General features: G+C 63.7%; 16 protein-coding genes and 1 pseudogene. 6 read left to right on the forward strand and 11 right to left on the reverse strand.

What is annotated here, in order from left to right:
• The first annotated feature begins 374 nt into the window (after positions 1–374).
• Complete coding sequence (locus tag AC3ANP_RS15295; protein WP_488330995.1) at positions 375–947, forward strand: hypothetical protein; 573 nt, start codon at positions 375–377, stop codon at positions 945–947.
• 32 nt (positions 948–979) lie between these two features.
• Here the strand turns inward: AC3ANP_RS15295 and AC3ANP_RS15300 are convergent, their stop codons facing one another.
• From AC3ANP_RS15300 to AC3ANP_RS15315, 4 genes and pseudogenes are all read right to left on the reverse strand, one after another.
• A complete protein-coding gene (locus tag AC3ANP_RS15300; RefSeq protein ID WP_488330996.1) occupies positions 980–1,102 on the reverse strand; it encodes a hypothetical protein in 123 nt (40 codons plus the stop codon).
• 53 nt (positions 1,103–1,155) lie between these two features.
• Positions 1,156–1,335, reverse strand: a pseudogene (locus AC3ANP_RS15305) (DUF898 family protein); the annotation flags it as partial.
• A 136-nt stretch (positions 1,336–1,471) separates the two neighbouring features.
• Positions 1,472–2,119 (reverse strand): DUF4352 domain-containing protein, encoded by a 648-nt coding sequence (locus AC3ANP_RS15310; protein ID WP_488330997.1) that lies wholly within the window; start codon positions 2,117–2,119, stop codon positions 1,472–1,474.
• 44 nt (positions 2,120–2,163) lie between these two features.
• On the reverse strand, positions 2,164–2,796 hold the full coding sequence (locus AC3ANP_RS15315) for an Rv1352/Rv1906c domain-containing protein (protein WP_488330998.1): 633 nt from the start codon (positions 2,794–2,796) through the stop codon (positions 2,164–2,166).
• A 237-nt stretch (positions 2,797–3,033) separates the two neighbouring features.
• Between AC3ANP_RS15315 and AC3ANP_RS15320 the strand changes: the two genes are divergently transcribed.
• Both AC3ANP_RS15320 and AC3ANP_RS15325 read left to right on the forward strand, forming a co-directional pair.
• Complete coding sequence (locus AC3ANP_RS15320; protein WP_488330999.1) at positions 3,034–5,076, forward strand: hypothetical protein; 2,043 nt, start codon at positions 3,034–3,036, stop codon at positions 5,074–5,076.
• Complete coding sequence (locus AC3ANP_RS15325) at positions 5,076–6,719, forward strand: class I SAM-dependent DNA methyltransferase (protein WP_488331000.1); 1,644 nt, start codon at positions 5,076–5,078, stop codon at positions 6,717–6,719. Before AC3ANP_RS15320 ends, AC3ANP_RS15325 begins: the two co-directional genes overlap by 1 nt.
• 535 nt (positions 6,720–7,254) lie before the next feature.
• Here the strand turns inward: AC3ANP_RS15325 and AC3ANP_RS15330 are convergent.
• Positions 7,255–8,649, reverse strand: a complete 1,395-nt coding sequence (locus AC3ANP_RS15330; RefSeq protein ID WP_488329978.1) for an IS1380 family transposase — start codon at positions 8,647–8,649, stop codon at positions 7,255–7,257.
• 74 nt (positions 8,650–8,723) lie between these two features.
• Here AC3ANP_RS15330 and AC3ANP_RS15335 point away from each other — a divergent pair, with 74 nt between their 5' ends.
• The 3 genes from AC3ANP_RS15335 (at position 8,724) to AC3ANP_RS15345 (ending at position 13,409) form a co-directional block, all read left to right on the forward strand.
• Positions 8,724–9,587: a restriction endonuclease subunit S gene (locus AC3ANP_RS15335; protein WP_488331001.1), complete on the forward strand. Its 864-nt coding sequence runs from the start codon at positions 8,724–8,726 to the stop codon at positions 9,585–9,587.
• 63 nt (positions 9,588–9,650) lie between these two features.
• The gene (locus tag AC3ANP_RS15340; protein ID WP_488331002.1) at positions 9,651–12,875 is read left to right on the forward strand and encodes a type I restriction endonuclease subunit R; all 3,225 of its coding nucleotides are present in this window, start codon (positions 9,651–9,653) and stop codon (positions 12,873–12,875) included.
• 54 nt (positions 12,876–12,929) lie between these two features.
• Positions 12,930–13,409, forward strand: a complete 480-nt coding sequence (locus tag AC3ANP_RS15345) for a hypothetical protein (RefSeq protein WP_488331003.1) — start codon at positions 12,930–12,932, stop codon at positions 13,407–13,409.
• A 27-nt stretch (positions 13,410–13,436) separates the two neighbouring features.
• Here AC3ANP_RS15345 and AC3ANP_RS15350 read toward each other — a convergent pair whose 3' ends face one another.
• The 6 genes from AC3ANP_RS15350 to nrdH form a co-directional block, all read right to left on the reverse strand.
• On the reverse strand, positions 13,437–13,697 hold the full coding sequence (locus tag AC3ANP_RS15350; RefSeq protein WP_488331004.1) for a type II toxin-antitoxin system RelE family toxin: 261 nt from the start codon (positions 13,695–13,697) through the stop codon (positions 13,437–13,439).
• Entirely contained in the window at positions 13,694–13,942 is a 249-nt protein-coding gene (locus AC3ANP_RS15355; protein WP_142037365.1) for a type II toxin-antitoxin system Phd/YefM family antitoxin, read from the reverse strand. Before AC3ANP_RS15355 ends, AC3ANP_RS15350 begins: the two co-directional genes overlap by 4 nt.
• A gap of 66 nt (positions 13,943–14,008) precedes the next feature.
• Positions 14,009–14,983 carry a class 1b ribonucleoside-diphosphate reductase subunit beta gene (gene nrdF, locus AC3ANP_RS15360; RefSeq protein ID WP_232082446.1) on the reverse strand — a complete coding sequence of 325 codons (975 nt, stop codon included), beginning with the start codon at positions 14,981–14,983 and terminating at the stop codon, positions 14,009–14,011.
• A gap of 92 nt (positions 14,984–15,075) precedes the next feature.
• Positions 15,076–17,196, reverse strand: a complete 2,121-nt coding sequence (nrdE, locus tag AC3ANP_RS15365; RefSeq protein ID WP_488333082.1) for a class 1b ribonucleoside-diphosphate reductase subunit alpha — start codon at positions 17,194–17,196, stop codon at positions 15,076–15,078.
• 71 nt (positions 17,197–17,267) lie between these two features.
• The gene (gene nrdI, locus AC3ANP_RS15370; protein ID WP_476897697.1) at positions 17,268–17,747 is read right to left on the reverse strand and encodes a class Ib ribonucleoside-diphosphate reductase assembly flavoprotein NrdI; all 480 of its coding nucleotides are present in this window, start codon (positions 17,745–17,747) and stop codon (positions 17,268–17,270) included.
• Between the two features lie 41 nt (positions 17,748–17,788).
• Positions 17,789–18,034, reverse strand: coding sequence for a glutaredoxin-like protein NrdH (gene nrdH / locus AC3ANP_RS15375; protein WP_018773329.1), 246 nt, complete (start codon positions 18,032–18,034; stop codon positions 17,789–17,791).
• Positions 18,035–18,333: the final 299 nt, after the last annotated feature.

Here is an 18,333-nt window from a genome sequence, read left to right on the forward strand (position 1 = left end):
GTTCTTCGTGGACGCTGTGGTGTGGCACCGCCTCGCCGCCCGGGTTGAAAAGTTCCAGGCCTCCGCGGCGTCTGTGGAGCTGGCGTGCGCGCTCGATCCACGTTGGCGGTCAGCTGCCGATCGCTCACCGTCCCATGAACGGCAGATTTTGCTCACAGGTCTCTGGGCGAGTCCGGCGATCGGGCCTTTCCTCCCGGGGTCTTCGGACCATTGACGCCGACGGACCGGGCGCGGAAAATGCCATTCACGGACGGATATGAATATCCGACTGTCGTCCGGATCAGGCCATTTGGTCATACGGGTAGAAGCCATTGACGGCGGGCTGGGCGCCGCGACAAGTCATGTTCGCGAAACGCTCTGAGGAGGCAGCAGCCATGGCCATCGCATGGATCCAACAGTTTTACAACGACACCACCCTTACCTTCTGGTTCCGTTCAGTCGATGCGATACACAACGGCCAGGTCGGGAACACGCTTCTCGACGACGGAAGGTGGCACGATTTCCCAGGCCCGCACCAATACCCCGCTAACTGGTGCGGGATACCGTGGGTCGATAGAGGGCAGCACTACAAAGACCTCAGCAGCAGTCCGGACACGCATATCCTCCGCTTCTGGTCCGATGCACCTTCGATTTACTTCGTCGATGGGAACAGCGGCCTGCAAGTCGCGGAGATCGTCATGACAGACTTTGGCGGAACCAACGACGTCGACCTCGATCTTTCAATCACGGCGGCCGGCATTTACTTCGAGATTCTGACCGTCGTCGGTCCCACCACGCTTTACGTCTACGACTCGAGCGGTCAGGGCAGGGAAGTTGACCGTGACGGCCTTGCTAACGTACTGGGGAACGTTGCCGGAGGCACGGTCCACTTAGTCGGTCACGAACATCGGAGGCACCACCACGCTGAGGCTGGCGAAGGGGCGGCAACCCCGGCCCGGGAAACCTAAGCGCCCAAGAGCAGCGGTCCGGGGCAGATTGCTTATGCGTAGACGGTCTTTTCGACCTTCCACTGCATCAGTCGAGGGTAGACCCAGAAGGTGTAGATGCCGACGGTGATGATGCACAACAGCAGCCATTTGATCCAGAGGCCGAAGATGCCCATCCCGTCCCCACGAACAGAAGCTGCCGGCCGTGGAGGTAAGTGTTCTTAGCGCGCCACCGTTCAACTAGGACGACGGCGAACGGGTAGCAGATGCCCAGAGTGCAGACGGTGATCAGGACGCCCAGGATCTGGGTGCCAAACCATGAGGCAGCGCCACCGCGGAACTGGTAGATCTGGACGCCGGGTGCAGCGCCGATGCCCGCCGTCGCCATAACGCCCCGGTCGGCGGGCATCTGCCCGTACTGCAAAGCTTGTTTGTCGTTGATGCTCAAGGAATCCCCCAATGGAACAATGCAAAAAGTGAACAGTTGAACTGTAAAAGCTGACGGAGAGCGCTGCGGCGTGAACACGCCAACCCGCTGCCGCTACTTAGGGAATCTGGATCCGGGCGCCTTCCTGCATCAACGGGGTGGAGATCATTACGGTCGAAGCACCGGGGGCGATGTCGAAAGCGATGAACCCGCGACTCTTGTCCCCCGGCAGCACGTCGCCGGAGCCCAGCTGGTTGTCCGCAAAGAGATTCAGGTCGGCCTTGCGCCCGTTTGCGTCCTTGGCCGAGAAGTAGAACGGGTTGGAGCTGGTCTTACCCGTCTCCGTTTCCCACAGCACGTCCAGGAGCAGGTAGCTTCCGGCCTTTGGCGCAGTGGCGAAGGCCGTAGTGGTGACAGCGTCCGTTCGCACGGCAGAGACGATCGTGATTTTCGCGACGTTGCCGTTGCCCATCTTGACGCTAAAGGGAACGCCGACGGCGGGGGCAGCCGGAGCCGCGGGCGGTGCGGCCGGCGCGGCGGCCGGCACTGCCGCTGCCGATGTTGCAGGAGGAGCGACCGCGGCGGCCGACGGCGGGCTGGCGGGAGCGGCGTCGCTCGCTTGTTTGGAGCCGCCGGAGCACGACCCCAGGGCGATGCACAGGGCCAGGACACCGGCAGGGATGAGGAACCGCTTCTTCTTGAAGAACGGACGTGGCTGGACGGAGACAGTCTTGGCTTCGGGCGCCTGAGGGTACTGCTGGCTCATGAGTTGATGCCTTTCTTGGGTGAGTGAATGTTGCCGTGCGCTTGTTACTGCTTTTCCCATTTGCCGCACCGACTGGACTTGAAGTCCTGTCCGCCGGACAGCGCCACAGCGGGCCTGCCGCCGCCGGGAAGGTCATTCTCGATGATGTTGCTGCCGTTGCTGCCGGTGGCGTAGATGCCCCAGTAGCAGGAGGAGCCGACGTCGGCTGCCGCCCGGTAGGTGCCGGGTTCGATGTCCTTGCCAACCGTCCAAGTGCCGTCACTGATCGTGTGTGCTGCCTTGGTCTTCTCGGCGCCGGTCATGGCCTCCTCGCGCTTCTTGACCGCGGCTTCGGCCGTCTTGGTGGCCGCCTCGGCCGCGCTGACGGCGGATTCGCGGGCGGCCACCTTGGACTCACGCGCCGCCATGCCGTTCTCCAAGGCGCTGTACTTCGTCTTTAGCCCGGAATAATCGGACTTCGCCGAGTCGCGCTGGGACTCCACGGACGCCTTCTCCCCCGCCAACGCCGCATACGCCTCGCTGGCCTTCGGGTCGGGCAGGCTCGAACCAAAAACGGTAGCTCCAGCCAGCAGCGCGACGGCGGCTACCGCCAGCAGGACTCGCTTTCCTCCCCGGCGCGGAGGCCGTTCTGCCGCGGGTGCCTCGACGCCGGCAGCGCTGGTATCGGTGTTCAACATGTTTCGTCCTCTACGAGTGGATGGGCTGAGCGGCGACGGGATACCGGTCCCCCAATGCGTGGTTCCCCGCCGCCGCCGCAGCTCCGCGGGTTTCCGCCGTAGCTGCAGAACCGAAGCTAGGCGCCAAGTCGCTCTTCAACGTGTACGAACGGTGATAACCCCCGTTATCAGCACATCACGAGCCGGACCCGATGCAGCGGCTAGGCTGAACTCTGTACCGGCGCAATTGGGGGAACGATGGAAGCAACAAACGCAGCACTGCGCCTGACCATGTCCGACGTAGCCAGCCTGGCCCGGGTGCAGCGGCCCGTCGTCTCCATGTGGCGCAAGCGCAGCGCCGGGTCGGCGCACCCATTTCCGGCGCCGGCAGCCCTGGAGGGCGGCCGCGAACTCTTCGACGCCGACCAAGTTGGCGCCTGGCTCGACGTGACCGGACGCGGCAACAACAGAGAGGCCCGGGATGACGCCGCCGCCTTTGCCGCCCCCGCAGCACAGAACCAGCGGCAGGCCTTCAACGCCTTGACGTCGCTCCTGACGTTGAAAGTACTGACTGGCCGGCAACTGGCCGGCCTCGGCTTCGACCAGCTGCTGGACCTTGCCGATGAATACGACCCGGATGACCGATTGCTCTACTCGGAGCTGGAGGCCCTCGGCGACGAGTTGCCGGCGCTGGCCAGCCATGCGGACCGGCTGGCTGACAGCGCGTACAGCCCTGCCGCAGGTTTCGAGCTGCTCCTGGCCGACCGTTTCCGGACCGGCCTGCGTGAGCACACGGACACCGCCCTGGCAGCTCCGGCGCTGTCGTTGGTTGCCGCTGCCGCCAGGGCGCTGGCCGCAACTTTGGATGGCCGTCCGGTCTTTGTCGATCCGACACCCGGCGGCGGGGATCTCCTGGTCGCCATCCTCGAACAATTTACCGATGCTTCCGCAGTGTCCGTCCTGATCACGGACGACGACGGCGCGCCCGCCCGCTTGCTGCGGCGGCGGCTCGCCGTGCACGGCGTGGACGCGGGGTCCATCAGCACCAACCGCGCGGACGGCCTCGCCGTCTCAGGTCCCGCCGTTCACGTGGCGCAATACCCCTCCCCCGGAAACCCCGAGGCAACAGCCGAGGACATCCTGTCGGGCATCGAAAACGTGGTGCTCCAAATGGACGACGCCCAGCGCGCGGTGATCATCGCGCCCGCCCGGCTGCTGTCCGATCCGTTGTCCGGAACACCTGGTGCCCTGCGGGCTGATTTGCTGCGCTCGGGCCGGGTCCGTGCCGTCGTCGTTCTGCCGCAGGGCCTGATCAAGGCGAAACCCCGCGAGCTGCAGGCCCTCTGGATCCTCGGACCGTCCTTCGCCGAGGTCCCCATCGTGGACCGCTGGACCATGGTGGCGGATCTGAGCACCTGGCAGCTGACGCGGAGCGTCAGCCAGGACCTGGTCAGCGACGTCGTCGCCTCGATGGGCAACCGTTGGACCCTCCGCGCGCATTCCTTCCGCTTCGCACGGCTTGTTCCCACCCGCGTTCTGCTGGCCGGCAAGGGATCTCTCGTGGCGGCAGCCGCCCCGACAACGTCGCGCGCCAGGGCCGGTGCGGAAACGGCTCTCAGGGTCGATGAGTTGCTAGTTACCGGGGAGGCCGGGCCCGCCGGAGCCGGGCTGGCGGTGCAAACGGTGGCATTCCCAGCGCCCGCTGGCGCCGTCAAGGTAGAGGAGCTCATCCGCGCAGGCAACCTGCGGTACATCCAAGGCAACCGGGTGTCGGAGGCTGCCGTGACCGAGCCGGAGGGCACCAGGCTCCTTGGCGTCGAGGATCTCCTGGACCCGTACGCCGCGCCGCGCTATCTCGGTCTCCTCGAGTTTGCCGCGAACAACCCTTCAGGTCGGCTCACCGAACCGGGCGACGTCGTCTTCTGTACCAGCCCCCGCCCCGCGGCGCAGGTGGACCGCGACGGCGGTTCCGCCGTCGTCTTCCCGGCCCGTGTGCTGCGGATCGACGCCGGTGACCCCGGCGGGCTGCTGTCCGACGTCGTCGCCGCGGACATCAACGCGCTCCCCGCGGCGGACAAGGCCTGGCGCCAGTGGCGGCTGCGCCGGGTCTCGGACGCCCAGCGCACGCAGCTCGCCGCGACGCTCGCCCGGCTGCAACACGGGCAGGAGATGACCCGCGAACGCCTCAAACGCCTCGAGGAACTGGCTACCCTGATTACGGACGGCGTAGCGGGCGGAAGCCTCACCCTGACAGACCCCAGCACTAAGCTCGCCGAACCACAGACCGAAGGAACTCAGTAATGCCCCCGAAGACGAAGACGAAGGCCACGGCCAACGCCGCCCCGTCCACCATGAAGGAACTCAAGGACACCCTCTGGAAGGCCGCGGACAAGCTGCGCGGTTCCATGGATGCCTCGCAGTACAAGGACGTGATCCTGGGCCTGGTGTTCCTGAAGTACGTCTCGGACGCGTTCGAAGAACGCCGCCAGCAGATCCAGGCCGAGCTGGAGGCCGACGGGCTCAATGAAGAGCAGATCGCCCAGCTGATCGACGACGTGGACGAGTACACCGGCCGCGGCGTGTTCTGGGTCTCGGAGCGGGCCCGCTGGGGCTACCTCGCCGAGAACGCCAAGGGCCTGCCGGCGATGGACGGCGCCGCACCCAAGCAGATCGGCCAGCTCATCGATGAAGCCATGGACCTCATCATGGCGGACAACAAGTCCCTGGCCGCCACGCTCCCCCGCATCTACAACCGCGACAACGTGGACCAGCGCCGCCTCGGCGAACTGCTGGACCTGTTCAACTCGGCACGGTTCACCGGCCAGGGCGCCAGCAAGGCCCGCGACCTGCTCGGCGAGGTCTACGAGTACTTCCTGGAGAAGTTCGCCAAGGCAGAGGGCAAGCGCGGCGGCGAGTTCTACACCCCCGCCGGCGTAGTCCGCGTCCTGGTGGAGGTTCTGGAACCCCACCGAGGCCGCGTCTACGACCCCTGCTGCGGCTCCGGCGGCATGTTCGTCCAGGCCGAGAAGTTCCTCGCGGCCCACAACATGGAGGGCTCGGACATCTCCGTCTACGGCCAGGAACTCAACGAGCGCACCTGGCGGATGGCCAAGATGAACCTCGCCATCCACGGCCTCAACGCCAACCTCGCCTCCCGTTGGGGCGACACCTTCGCCCGCGACCAGCACCCGGAGCTGAGCGGGGCGAACGGCGCGGACTTCATCATGGCCAACCCGCCGTTCAACATCAAGGACTGGGCCCGCTCCGAATCCGACCCCCGCTGGAAGTACGGCGTCCCCCCGGCCGGCAACGCCAACTACGCCTGGATCCAGCACATCATCTCCAAGCTGGCTCCCGGCGGCAGCGCCGGCGTGGTCATGGCCAACGGCTCCATGTCCTCCAACTCCGGCGGCGAGGGCGAGATCCGCGCCCAGCTGGTGGAGGCGGACCTCGTCTCCTGCATGGTCGCCCTGCCCACCCAGCTGTTCCGGAGCACCGGCATCCCGGTCTGCACCTGGTTCTTCGCCAAGGATAAGACCGCCGGTAAGAACGGCTCCGTGGACCGCACCGGGCAGGTGCTCTTCATCGACGCTCGCAACCTCGGCCACATGGTGGACCGCGCGGAGCGTGCGCTCTCCGATGAGGACATCGCCAAGATCGCCAACACCTACCACGCCTGGCGCGGTACCGCGTCGGCGGTGGAGGCAGGGCTGACGTACGACGACGAAGCCGGCTTCTGCTATTCGGCCAGCCTCGCGGAGGTCAAGGCTGCCGACTATGCCCTGACCCCTGGCCGGTATGTCGGGGCGGCGGATGTGGAAGACGACGGCGAGCCGATCGAGGACAAGATCGCCCGACTGTCGAAGGAATTATTTGCGCAGTTCGAGGAGTCCGAGCGGTTAGCTCAGGTTGTACGCGAGCAGTTGGGGCGGGTCGATGTCTAACGCACATTCACGTCCCTTGTCTAGATACATAAGGGTCAAACACGGCTTTGCCTTTTCGGGTGCAGATTTCAGCGATGACCCGTCGTTGCCAACGCTGGTAACTCCGGGGAATTTCGCCATTGGAGGCGGATTCCAGACGACGAGGACCAAGACATACGCAGGAGAGTACCCGGCCGAATACAAGCTCTCCACCGGCGACCTGATCATCAGCATGACGGACCTTAGTAAAGAGGGGGACACGCTAGGCCTTCCCGCGTTGGTCCCTGAGGGTGACTATCTCCACAATCAGCGAGTCGGTCTGGTTGAAATCGTGGCCCCAGAATGCGTTGATTCTCTCTTCTTAAGCTACTTTCTCCGCACGAGTAGTTACCGCGCCCACATCTTAGCCTTGATCCACCGATCCGCCTGGGTGGGTGATCGGGATCCGGTTTCGGCGGGTTTGCGGGGTTGAGGGCATGATGGGGTGCCGGGCCTCGCTGCCCTTCGGTGTTCCACTGGTGGTCCTGGTTGCGCCGTGTGGCGGGGCGGACGGGGGTCAGGCGGCTTGCGGCGGCGGGTAGAGCTGGTCGAACAGGTCCTGCCATGGTGTTTGCCAGGGCCAGGCTTCGGGCAGGTGAAGCCGGATTTTCCGGGCGCTGGTGGCGATGCGGGCAGGGACGTGGATGAGTTTGCGGCGGACCGTGCCGGTCCGGGCTTTGCGGAAGGGCCCGGCGGCGAGGATCCCGGCGGTACGGGTGAGGTTGTAGGCCATGACCGCGGCAACGAGCCAGGCCGAGTTCGCGGCAAAAACGCTTGAGGGCATATGTGCCAGGGCGCTGTCCTTCAGATCGGCGTTGACCTGCTCGATGATGGCGTGTTTCCGGTGGATCTTGTCCGCCGCGACGGTGTCCAGGACGTCGGCGCGGACGGTGGTGAAGAAGGCGTGGTGCCGGTGGGTTTCGAACAGGGTTTCCTGCCCGTCGCTGGCTTTCGTGTTGAGTTCGGGGATGCGGCGCACGACCAGGCGGCCGGCGATCTGCTCGGCCTTTTTGCGTGAGCTGAACGCGGTGAAGGCGGTCTCGGCGACTTCGGCCTTTGAGACCCAGGTGTTGGTGGTCTCGTCGAAGACCGCGTCGGTGTATTCGATGGTTTTCCATGCCGTTTCAGGGATCCCGGCGATGGCGCGTTTGATGGCCGGGTCCATGCGCACGGTCACCGAGACGGCCGCTCCGCCGGCGAGGGCCGCGGAAACCGCGGCATGGCCGTAGAAGGCCGAATCGAAACGGCAGAGCACCCGCCCGCCGGCGTGGACGCGCTTGAGGGTGGACAGGGCGTCGGTGATCAGCCGTTTGGCTCCGCGGGCCGAGTTCGCCGCGCCCTTACGCAGCCGCTGGGCGGCGATTACCGGGGCGGTGTCTTTCGTGGAGACTATGGCCAGCAGGGTGTTCAGCCCGCGGACCCCGGAGTACCCGTAACCGGAGCCCTGCTTGGCGTAGCCGTGGACCTCGATGATCGTGTCATCGACATCCACGAACACGAAGTCCTCCGGGCCGGGACGCCCGAGCAGCGGGGCCCGGGATGCCAGGCTGGTCAGGAAACGCGACGCGACCGCGTCCAGCTGCCGGACGTGCCCGAACGTGAAGGCGCGCAGGAACGAGCCCAGCGTGGAGGGCGCGTAACAGGCGGTGAAGAGCCGTTTCATCCCGCCGTGGCGCAGCACGGCCATGTCATCAATCGAGTCCGCGCCGGCGACCATCCCGGCGACCAGGGACGCAACCTTCAGCCCGGCGTTCGCACCCTTGTCCGTCGGGACCGTCAGCCACTCATCGACCAGCTCGTTCAGGCCGGCGTCACGGGCCAGCGTCATCACCGGCAGCAGCCCAGCCGCCGACACGAGATTCGGCTCGTCGAAGGAAACTGACACCGCGGACGGCTTATGGGAAACTTGCATCTACGAGATGTCCTCTTCCGGTACGGAAATTTTGACTGTGGTAAGCCAATTTTCCCCCGAAAGACGGGCATTTCGTGTTTAAAACGCCGGACCCGATCCCACCCTCATCGGTGGATCAAGGCTTAGGAACGGCGTCGGGGAGCACCGTCCGTCACACCAGTCCGTCACGCATCGGTTCATTCGAGACTTCCCTTCCTCCGCTGCACGAACAAGCCGCGATTGCGGAGGTGCTGGGCGCCCTCGACGACAAGATTGCCGCCAACACCAAACTCGCCGACACAGCCAATACCCTTGCCGGGCTGATCTACGACCAGGCTACTGCCCAGATCGAGTCGCAGCCAATGAGCCAAGTGCTGCAGCCGGTATTAGGCGGAACACCGCCACGATCCCGCAGTGACTTCTGGGACGGTGAACAGCGCTGGGCCTCAGCTAGGGACATCACCGGAGCAGAATTTGGAGTCGTAACTGACACCGTGGAAAAGATCACGGATCTAGCCGTGACTAGTACCAAAGCCAAACCACTACCCAAGGGCAGCGTCATCCTGACGGCCCGGGGAACGGTGGGGGCGGTAGCACGCTTGGCCGCCCCAGCATCGTTCAATCAGTCCTGCTACGGATTCGTCCCCGGAGTCGTTCCGCCGGGAGTGCTGTTCTTCGCAATCATTAGAGCCACGGAGCGAGCCAAGGAAATCGCTCATGGTTCGGTATTCGACACGATCACCATGAAAACCTTTGATCATTTGGCGTTCCCGAGATTCGATTCAGGTTCGATATCCGAAACGGAATCTAAGATCGAACCTTTGCTCGATTCTGTATCCGCAGCGGTGACTGAGAATGCCAGTCTCGCCGCCACCCGCGACACCCTCCTCCCGCAGCTCATGTCCGGCAAGCTGCGCGTCAAGGATGCCGAGAAAGTGCTGGAGGACGCGGGAGTATGAAGTCGGACGAGCTGATCTGAGCCAGCCTCTCCGACATCGCAGGATTTGCACAAACATTTCAGCATGACATCCGGTCCATCAGGGGGAACCACCGTGACAGCAGCACCCGCCGTAGCCTTTTCCGAAGCCGACTGGGAAGGCATGGCGCTAGACCGTCTGGCCGAGCCGCTCCTATGGCGGCCGGCAAGCGGGCAGGACATCGCGCCCGGAAGGGGCGAGCGGGATACCTGGGACGAGCTGCTCATCCGGCCCCGGCTGCTCGCGGCCCTGCAGCGGTTCAACCCCACAGTTCCGGCCCAGTACCTGCAGCAGGCACTCGCCGAGATCGCCTCGCCCAAGTCCCAGGACGCCATTACCGAAAACCACCGGATCCACAACTACCTCGTGGACGGGTACCGGCTCAGCTACATCGACTCGGACGGCAACGAGGCCAACCCCACCATCCACCTGCTCAGCGCCGACCCGGACCAGAACGACTGGCTCGCCGTCAACCAGGTCACCTTGGTGCAGGGCGACTACAAACGCCGCTTCGACGTCGTGCTCTACTGCAACGGCATGCCGGTGAGCGTCATTGAACTGAAGAAGGCCGGCAGCGCCACCGCCGACGTCGCCTCCGCGCACGCCCAGCTGCAGACCTACCTGCGCGAGTTCCCCATGGCGTTCCGCTTCTGCGTCTTCACGCTCGCCTCGGACGGCATCCAGGCCAAGTACGGCACGCCGTTCACTCCCCTGAACCACTTCTCACCGTGGAACGTCGACGACGACGGCATCCCCGTCGCCGCCGGGTACATGGAAGACGGCGAAGCCGTCACGGCGTTGGAGACGGCACTTCAGGGCCTCTACAACCAGGAGCGGTTCCTGCAGCTGGCCCGCAACTTCACTGCGTTTGATGAGGGCTCGGACGGGCTGAGCAAGCGGATCGCGAAACCTCACCAGTACTTCGCCGTGACCAAGGCCGTGGGCAGCACCGTTCAGGCGGTGGAGAGCAACGGCAAGGCCGGTGTCGTCTGGCACACCCAGGGCTCGGGCAAATCCATGGAAATGGAGCTGTACGCCAACCTGGTGGCGCGGCACCCCAAGCTGAAGAACCCCACCGTCGTCGTCATCACCGACCGCAACGAACTCGACGGGCAACTGTTCGAGGGGTTCAGCCGGAGCCTCCTTTTGGCAGAGTCCCCCAAGCAGATCAAGAAGCGCTCCGAGCTCCGGGAAGAATTGAGCAACCGCACCACGGGCGGCATCTACTTCACCACCCTGCAGAAATTTGGCCGCAGCAAGTCGGAGAAGGACGCCGGCGCCGAGCACCCGCTGCTGTCCGAGCGGCGCAACATCATCGTGGTGGTGGACGAGGCGCACCGCTCGCACTATGACGATCTGGACGGCTACGCCCGGCACCTGCGTGACGCCCTGCCGCATGCCACCTTGATTGCGTTCACCGGAACGCCGATCTCGTTCGATGACCGCAACACCCAGGACGTGTTCGGCGAATACATCGACATCTACGACCTCTCGCGTGCAGTGGAGGACGGCGCCACCGTGCCGGTGTACTTCGAGCCGCGGCTGATCAAAGTGGGGCTGGCCTCGGACGTCACCGAAGAAATCCTGGACCAGGCGGCCGACGAGGCCACGCTCGGGTTGGACGAAACCGAACGGGCGCGCATCGAGGCGAGCGTCGCCGTCGTCAACGCCGTCTACGGTGCGCCGCAGCGTATCGCGGCCCTGGCCGCCGATCTGGTGGCGCACTGGGAGAACCGCAGGGCCCGAATGGGGAAGTTCATCGAGGCGCCCGGCAAGGCCATGATCGTGGGTGGAACGCGGGAAATCTGCGCAAAGCTCTACACGGCGATCGTCGAGCTGCGGCCGGACTGGCATTCCGATGACCTGGCCAAGGGCAAGATCAAGGTAGTTTATTCCGGGACCGCGTCCGACGGGCCGCCGGTCTCGGTCCACGTGCGCCGCGACTCCCTGAATGCCACTGTGAAGGAGCGGCTCAAGGACGTGGACGACGAACTGGAACTGGTGATCGTCAAGGACATGATGCTCACCGGCTTCGACGCCCCGCCGCTGCACACCCTGTACCTGGACCGGCCGCTCAAGGGCGCGCTGCTGATGCAGACCCTGGCTCGGGTGAACCGCACCTTCCGCGGCAAGGAGGACGGGCTCCTGGTGGCGTACGCCCCGCTGGCCGAGAACCTGGCCAAGGCGCTGGGCGAATACACGCAGTCCGACCGCGCCAACAAGCCGGTGGGTAGGAACATTGACGAGGCCGTCGTGGCTGCACGCGGTCTCGTTGAGACCCTGCGGGGGCTGCTTGCCGGCTACGACTGGAAGGCCGTCTTGATGAAGGGCGGGCCGAAGGCCTTTGTGTCCGCGGCGACGGGGGCGGCGAACTACCTGCGCAGCCCCGAGACACCGGGCAACCAGCCGGCCGAAGGCGAGGAGACGCTGGCCTCGAAGTACCGGCGGTTCTCCAGCCAGCTCTCCCGGGCGTGGGCGCTCTGCTCGGGGTCCGAGACCCTGGCGGAACTGCGGCCCGAGATCCAGGTTTACGAGGAGACCCGGGTGTACATGGCCAAGTTCGACGCCGCCGACCGGCAGGCCAGCGGCGAGCCGGTGCCGGAGGAGATCCAGCGGCTGCTCGGGGACCTGATCGCGACTGCGACGTCCTCCGGGGAGGTCCTGGACATCTACGAGGCCGCCGGCATGCCGAAGCCGTCCCTGGATGACCTGACGCCGGAGTTCATTGCGAAGACCCAGCAGGCCCGGAATCCGCAGCTGGCCATCGAAGCGCTCCGGAAACTCATCGCCGACGAGTCCGCGAAGACGACCCGCAACAACGTGATCCGCCAGCGCGCGTTCTCCGAGCGGATTACCGAGCTGATGAAGAAGTACACCAACCAGCAGCTCACGTCCGCTGAGGTCATTGCGGAGCTGGTGGAGCTGGCCCGGGAGGTTGCTGCGGAGGGGCACCGTGGAGCCCGGTTCACTCCCCCGCTGAATACGGATGAGCTGGCGTTTTACGACGCTGTGGCGTCGAATGAATCGGCCGTCGAAGTCCAGGGCGAGGGCGTCCTGGCTGACATCGCCCGCGAGTTGGTGTCCGTGATGCGGCGGGACGTGCGCACCGACTGGACGGTGCGCGATGACGTGCGGGCGAAGCTGCGGTCCTCGATCAAGCGGCTCCTGGTCCGCTTCGGCTACCCGCCGGACAAGCAGCCCGAGGCGATCAAGCTGGTCATGGAGCAGATGGAGTCCATGGCACCGCGTTTTGCCGAAGCGCGTGCTTAACCCAAGAATCTTCCGTCACCAGGCGGTTGCATCAACACTATGAAAACTGGGGAAATGACTATTCACGAAGCACCTGATGCTGGCATCAGGCCTGAAGTACCGCCGGCGCCAAACCACGCACCAGCACCGGCACCGCTACCGAAGCGGCCGAAGTTAGCGAAGCTCCGGTCGGCCAACGGCGCCCGGATCATCCTGGGCTCGCTTTTGGCGTTGCTGCTGATCGTCACCTGGTTGGCTAATAACCCCGGCTTGCACAGTGGCAGCAGCCCGTCCGACTGGAAGTCGGAACTCAGGGCGGCCGATCTAAAGAACAGCATGAACAACGGGGAGACCAAGGGCGCCCCGCAGCAGACGGTTGTCAACGGCTGGTATGCCAACGACATCGCCGTTGTGCAGGCCGCCCAGAACAGCTACATCGCCGGCAGTTCCATGCGCAACGGGAACCTGCTGGTCCTTATTGGCCTCGGCGTCGCCGGCGAACTGATCATCCGCGGGGTGGAGCGCGCACCCGTCAACCGCCGAGCTACCGCATAGCGACGTTTGCCTGAACGCCGCCGGAACTCACTTCTGGTAAATATCCCGACGATGCCCTAGGTTGACGACCACTACCAAGAGCACATCGTCCTGGATCGTGTAGATGATCCGATAGTCTCCGACACGGACCCGATAACCGGGACGGCCGCTCAAGGCAATTGCCTTGGGCGGCCGTGGGTCTTGGCCGAGGAGCGCTATAGCACCTTGCATGCGTTCTTTGTCCTCGGGATGAATCTTCTTGAGCGCGCGGATAGCCGCAGGTCTCAGCTCAATCCGGAAGGGACTCATGCCCAGCCCAGATCCGCCTTCACTTGTACCCAGGGAATGTTCTCGCCTTCTTCCGCCATTGCTGCATCGAATGCTGCAATGTCCTCGACTTCTTCCAAAGCATCAAGCATCTGCTCATATCGCTCTGGCGATACTAGAACTGCTGCCCGATGTCCGCGGCGCTCAATGAAGACCGGCTCCGATTCGGCCTTTTCGATGAGCTCCGGCAAGTGTGATCGCGCGTCAGTGATATTGATGGTCGACATGAAACAAATGTACATCCGCTAGCACTAGATGTACATCTGCTCCATCCGAAACCGTCCGAGCGGAGACTAGAAGTCCCAGTCGTCATCCTCAGTATTGACAGCCTTGCCAATCACGTAAGACGAACCCGAACCGGAGAAGAAGTCGTGGTTCTCGTCTGCGTTCGGTGACAGGGCCGACAGGATCGCCGGGTTCACGTCGGTGACGGAGGCCGGGAACATGGCCTCGTAGCCCAGGTTCATCAGGGCCTTGTTGGCGTTGTAGTGCAGGAACTTCTTGACGTCCTCGGCCAGGCCGACGGAGTCGTAGAGATCATGCGTGTACTGGACCTCGTTTTCGTACAGCTCGAAGAGCAGTTCGAACGTGTAGTCCTTGATCTCCTGCTTGCGCTCCTCGGACAGGCCTTCCAGGCCCTTCTGGAACTTGTAGCCGATGTAGTAGCCGTGCACGGCCTCGTCACGGATGATCAGGCGGATCAGGTCGGCCGTGTTCGTCAGCTTGGCCCGTGAGGACCAGTACATCGGCAGGTAGAAGCCCGAGTAGAACAGGAAGCTCTCCAGCAGCGTCGAGGCCACCTTGCGCTTCAGGGGATCGTCCCCCTGGTAGTAGTCCATGACGATCTGGGCCTTCTTCTGCAGGTTCACGTTCTCGGTGGACCAGCGGAATGCCTCATCGATCTCCTTGGTGGAGGCCAGCGTGGAGAAGATGGAGGAGTAGCTCTTCGCGTGCACGGATTCCATGAACGCGATGTTCGTGTAGACAGCTTCTTCATGCGGGGTGATCGCATCCGGGATCAGCGACACAGCACCGACGGTGCCCTGAATGGTGTCCAGCAGAGTCAGCCCGGTGAACACGCGCATGGTGAGCTGCTGCTCGTCCGGGGTCAGCGTCGCCCACGACTGCACGTCGTTGGACAGCGGGATCTTCTCCGGCAGCCAGAAGTTGTTGACGAGGCGGTTCCAGACATCCACGTCCTTCTCGTCCTGGATGCGGTTCCAGTTGATCGCCTCGACGTGGCTAAGCAGCTTGACCTTCTCGGTCATGTCATCCCCTAAAAAGTTGGGTTGGTTCTCTAGTTAAAGCGTACGACGGCGGGCGGGCGCCCGCCGTCGTACTCGCGCAATTTAGTTGAAGATTAAAGCATGCAGCTGACGCAGTTGTCCACCTCAGTTCCTTCCAGCGCGAGCTGGCGGAGACGGATGTAGTAGATGGTCTTGATGCCCTTGCGCCATGCGTAGATCTGGGCCTTGTTGATGTCGCGCGTGGTGGCGGTGTCCTTGAAGAACAGCGTCAGGGACAGGCCCTGGTCCACGTGCTGGGTGGCAGCGGCGTAGGTGTCGATGATCTTCTCGTAGCCGATCTCGTACGCGTCCTGGTAGTACTCCAGGTTGTCGTTCGTCAGGTACGGCGCCGGGTAGTACACGCGGCCCAGCTTGCCTTCCTTGCGGATCTCGATCTTGGACGCCACCGGGTGGATCGAGGAGGTGGAGTTGTTGATGTAGGAGATCGAACCGGTCGGCGGGACGGCCTGCAGGTTCTGGTTGTAGATGCCGTGCTCCATGACGGAGGCCTTCAGCTCGCGCCAGTCATCCTGGGTGGGGATGTGGATGTGCGCGAACAGCTCGGCAACCTTGGCGGTCTGCGGCACCCATTCCTGCTCGGTGTACTTGTCGAAGAACTCACCGGTTGCGTACTTGGACTTCTCGAACCCGCCGAAGGTCTGGCCGGTCCGGATGGCCAGCTGGTTGGAGGCGCGGATCGCGTGGAACACCACCGAGTAGAAGTAGATGTTCGTGAAGTCGATGCCCTCTTCGGAGCCATAGTGCACTCGCTCGCGGGCCAGGTAGCCGTGCAGGTTCATCTGGCCCAGGCCGATCGCGTGGCTCTGGTCATTGCCGCGGGCGATCGAAGGTACCGAGGTGATGTTGGACATGTCGGACACGGCCGAAAGCGCGCGGATGGCGGTCTCGATGGTCAGGCCGAAGTCCGGCGAGTCCATGGCCTTGGCAATGTTCAGCGAACCCAGGTTGCAGGAGATGTCCTTGCCGGTGGTGTCGTAGGACAGGTCATCGTGGTACGTGGTGGGCTGGCTGACCTGGAGGATCTCGGAGCACAGGTTGGACATGATGATCTTGCCGTCGATCGGGTTTTCCCGGTTCACGGTGTCCTCGAACATGATGTACGGGTAGCCGGATTCGAACTGGATCTCGGCGAGGGTCTGGAAGAACTCGCGCGCCTTGATCTTGGTCTTCTTGATCCGGGAATCGTCCACCATCTCGTAGTACTTCTCGGTGACCGAGACGTCGGAGAACGGCATGCCGTAGACCTTTTCGACGTCGTACGGCGAGAACAGGTACATGTCCTCGTCCTTCTTGGCGAGTTCGAAGGTGATGTCCGGGATCACGACGCCGAGGGAGAGGGTCTTGATGCGGATCTTCTCATCCGCGTTCTCGCGCTTGGTGTCCAGGAACCGGTAGATGTCCGGGTGGTGCGCGTGCAGGTACACCGCACCGGCACCCTGGCGGGCACCAAGCTGGTTGGCGTAGGAGAAGCTGTCCTCGAGGAGCTTCATCACGGGGATGACGCCGGAGGACTGGTTCTCGATCTGCTTGATCGGCGCGCCGACCTCACGGATGTTGGTCAGGGCAAACGCCACGCCGCCGCCGCGCTTGGAGAGCTGCAGCGCGGAGTTGATGGAGCGTCCGATCGACTCCATGTTGTCTTCGATCCGGAGCAGGAAGCAGGAGACCAGCTCGCCGCGCTGCTTCTTGCCGGCGTTCAGGAACGTCGGGGTGGCCGGCTGGAAGCGGCCTTCGATGATCTCATCCACCATCTGGGTGGCGAGCTGCTCGTCGCCGCGGGCCAGGTGCAGGGCCACCATGCAGACGCGGTCCTCGTAGCGCTCCAGGAAGCGCTTTCCGTCGAACGTCTTCAGCGTGTAGGAGGTGTAGAACTTGAACGCGCCCAGGAAGGTCTCGAAGCGGAACTTCTTCTTGTACGCGCGGTTGTAGAGCTCTCGGATGAAGTTCATCGTGTACTGGTCGAGGGTTTCCCGCTCGTAGTACTCGTTCTTCACCAGGTAGTCGAGCTTTTCCTCGAGGTCGTGGAAGAACACGGTGTTGTTGTTCACGTGCTGCAGGAAGTACTGGTGCGCAGCCTCCCGGTCGGCTTCGAACTGGATCTCCCCGTTCGGGCCGTACAGGTTCAGCATGGCGTTCAGCTCGTGGTAGCCCAGGCCCTGGTAGGCAGCGGGCATGGCCGGCTTCTCGCCCGGGACGGTGTGCTTCTCGACGGCGGTGCTGCTGTTCCCGGCGGCGCCCGGCCCGTTCACTGCGGTGTCTGCGACAGTCGTGTCCAAAATTCTTCCAATCCTTGTTGTACTCGGCTGACGTCTTCCGGCGTGCCCATGAGTTCGAAACGATATAGGTGGGGGACCTGGCATTTTGCGGCCACGATGTCGCCGGCCATGCAGTAGTTGTCCCCGAAGTTCGTGTTGCCCGCCCCGATCACTCCACGGAGCTGTTGCCGGTTCCTCGGGTCGTTCAGGAAGCGGATGACCTGCTTCGGAACGGATCCCTCTCCCCCGGTCCCCCCATACGTGGGAAGGACCAGCACGAACGGCTCGGTCGCCAAGAGTGCCGGTTCCCTCGCAAGGAGGGGGATCCGGGCGGCGTCGATGCCCAGCTTCGTCACGAAGCGTTTGGTGTTCTCGGAAGTGGAGGAAAAGTAGATGAGGTGGCTGGCCGTGGTCCGGACTGAGTCCCGGGATCCTGCAACCGGCGGCGTGCCGGCCGTTGCCAGTGCCATGGGATTCACCTCATTGCTGTGTTGGTGCTGTGGTCAGGCTTTCAGGCGACCGCGACGGCGGCGGCCTGCGCCAGTTCCTCGATCTTGTCCGGACGGAAGCCGGACCAGTGGTCCTGGTCGGTCACGACGACCGGGGCCTGCATGTAGCCCAGGGACTTGAGGCGCTCAAGGGCCTCGGCATCCTGGGAGATGTCGACGCTCTGGTACGCGATGCCCTTCTTGTCGAGGGCGCGATAGGTGGCGTTGCACTGCACGCAAGCCGGCTTCGTGTAAACCGTAACGGTCATGTCCTGAGTCCCCTTAGTTAAGTCTGTGATTCGTGTCCGGTGGGGCCGACTCGGAACAGGAATCCCTATCCGTTATGGCCTCGCCTCGCGGCCTTCAACCGCTGCGCTCGAACTGTATGTCGATACTACATGTAGTGCAAGAGCCCTGCGCGGACCCCAAGATGATGTATTACAAGTATGTCATTTAACCCACTTTTAATCCACAGGCAGGGACCTTCAAAATGTCCGGGTTTCAGCCGTTTTCGCGGACGGAATCCACACCCTGTGGAGTACTTAGCCACAATTAATCGCCCCGCGTG

The sequence above is a fragment of the Arthrobacter sp. JB02-1C genome, from assembly GCF_057748045.1.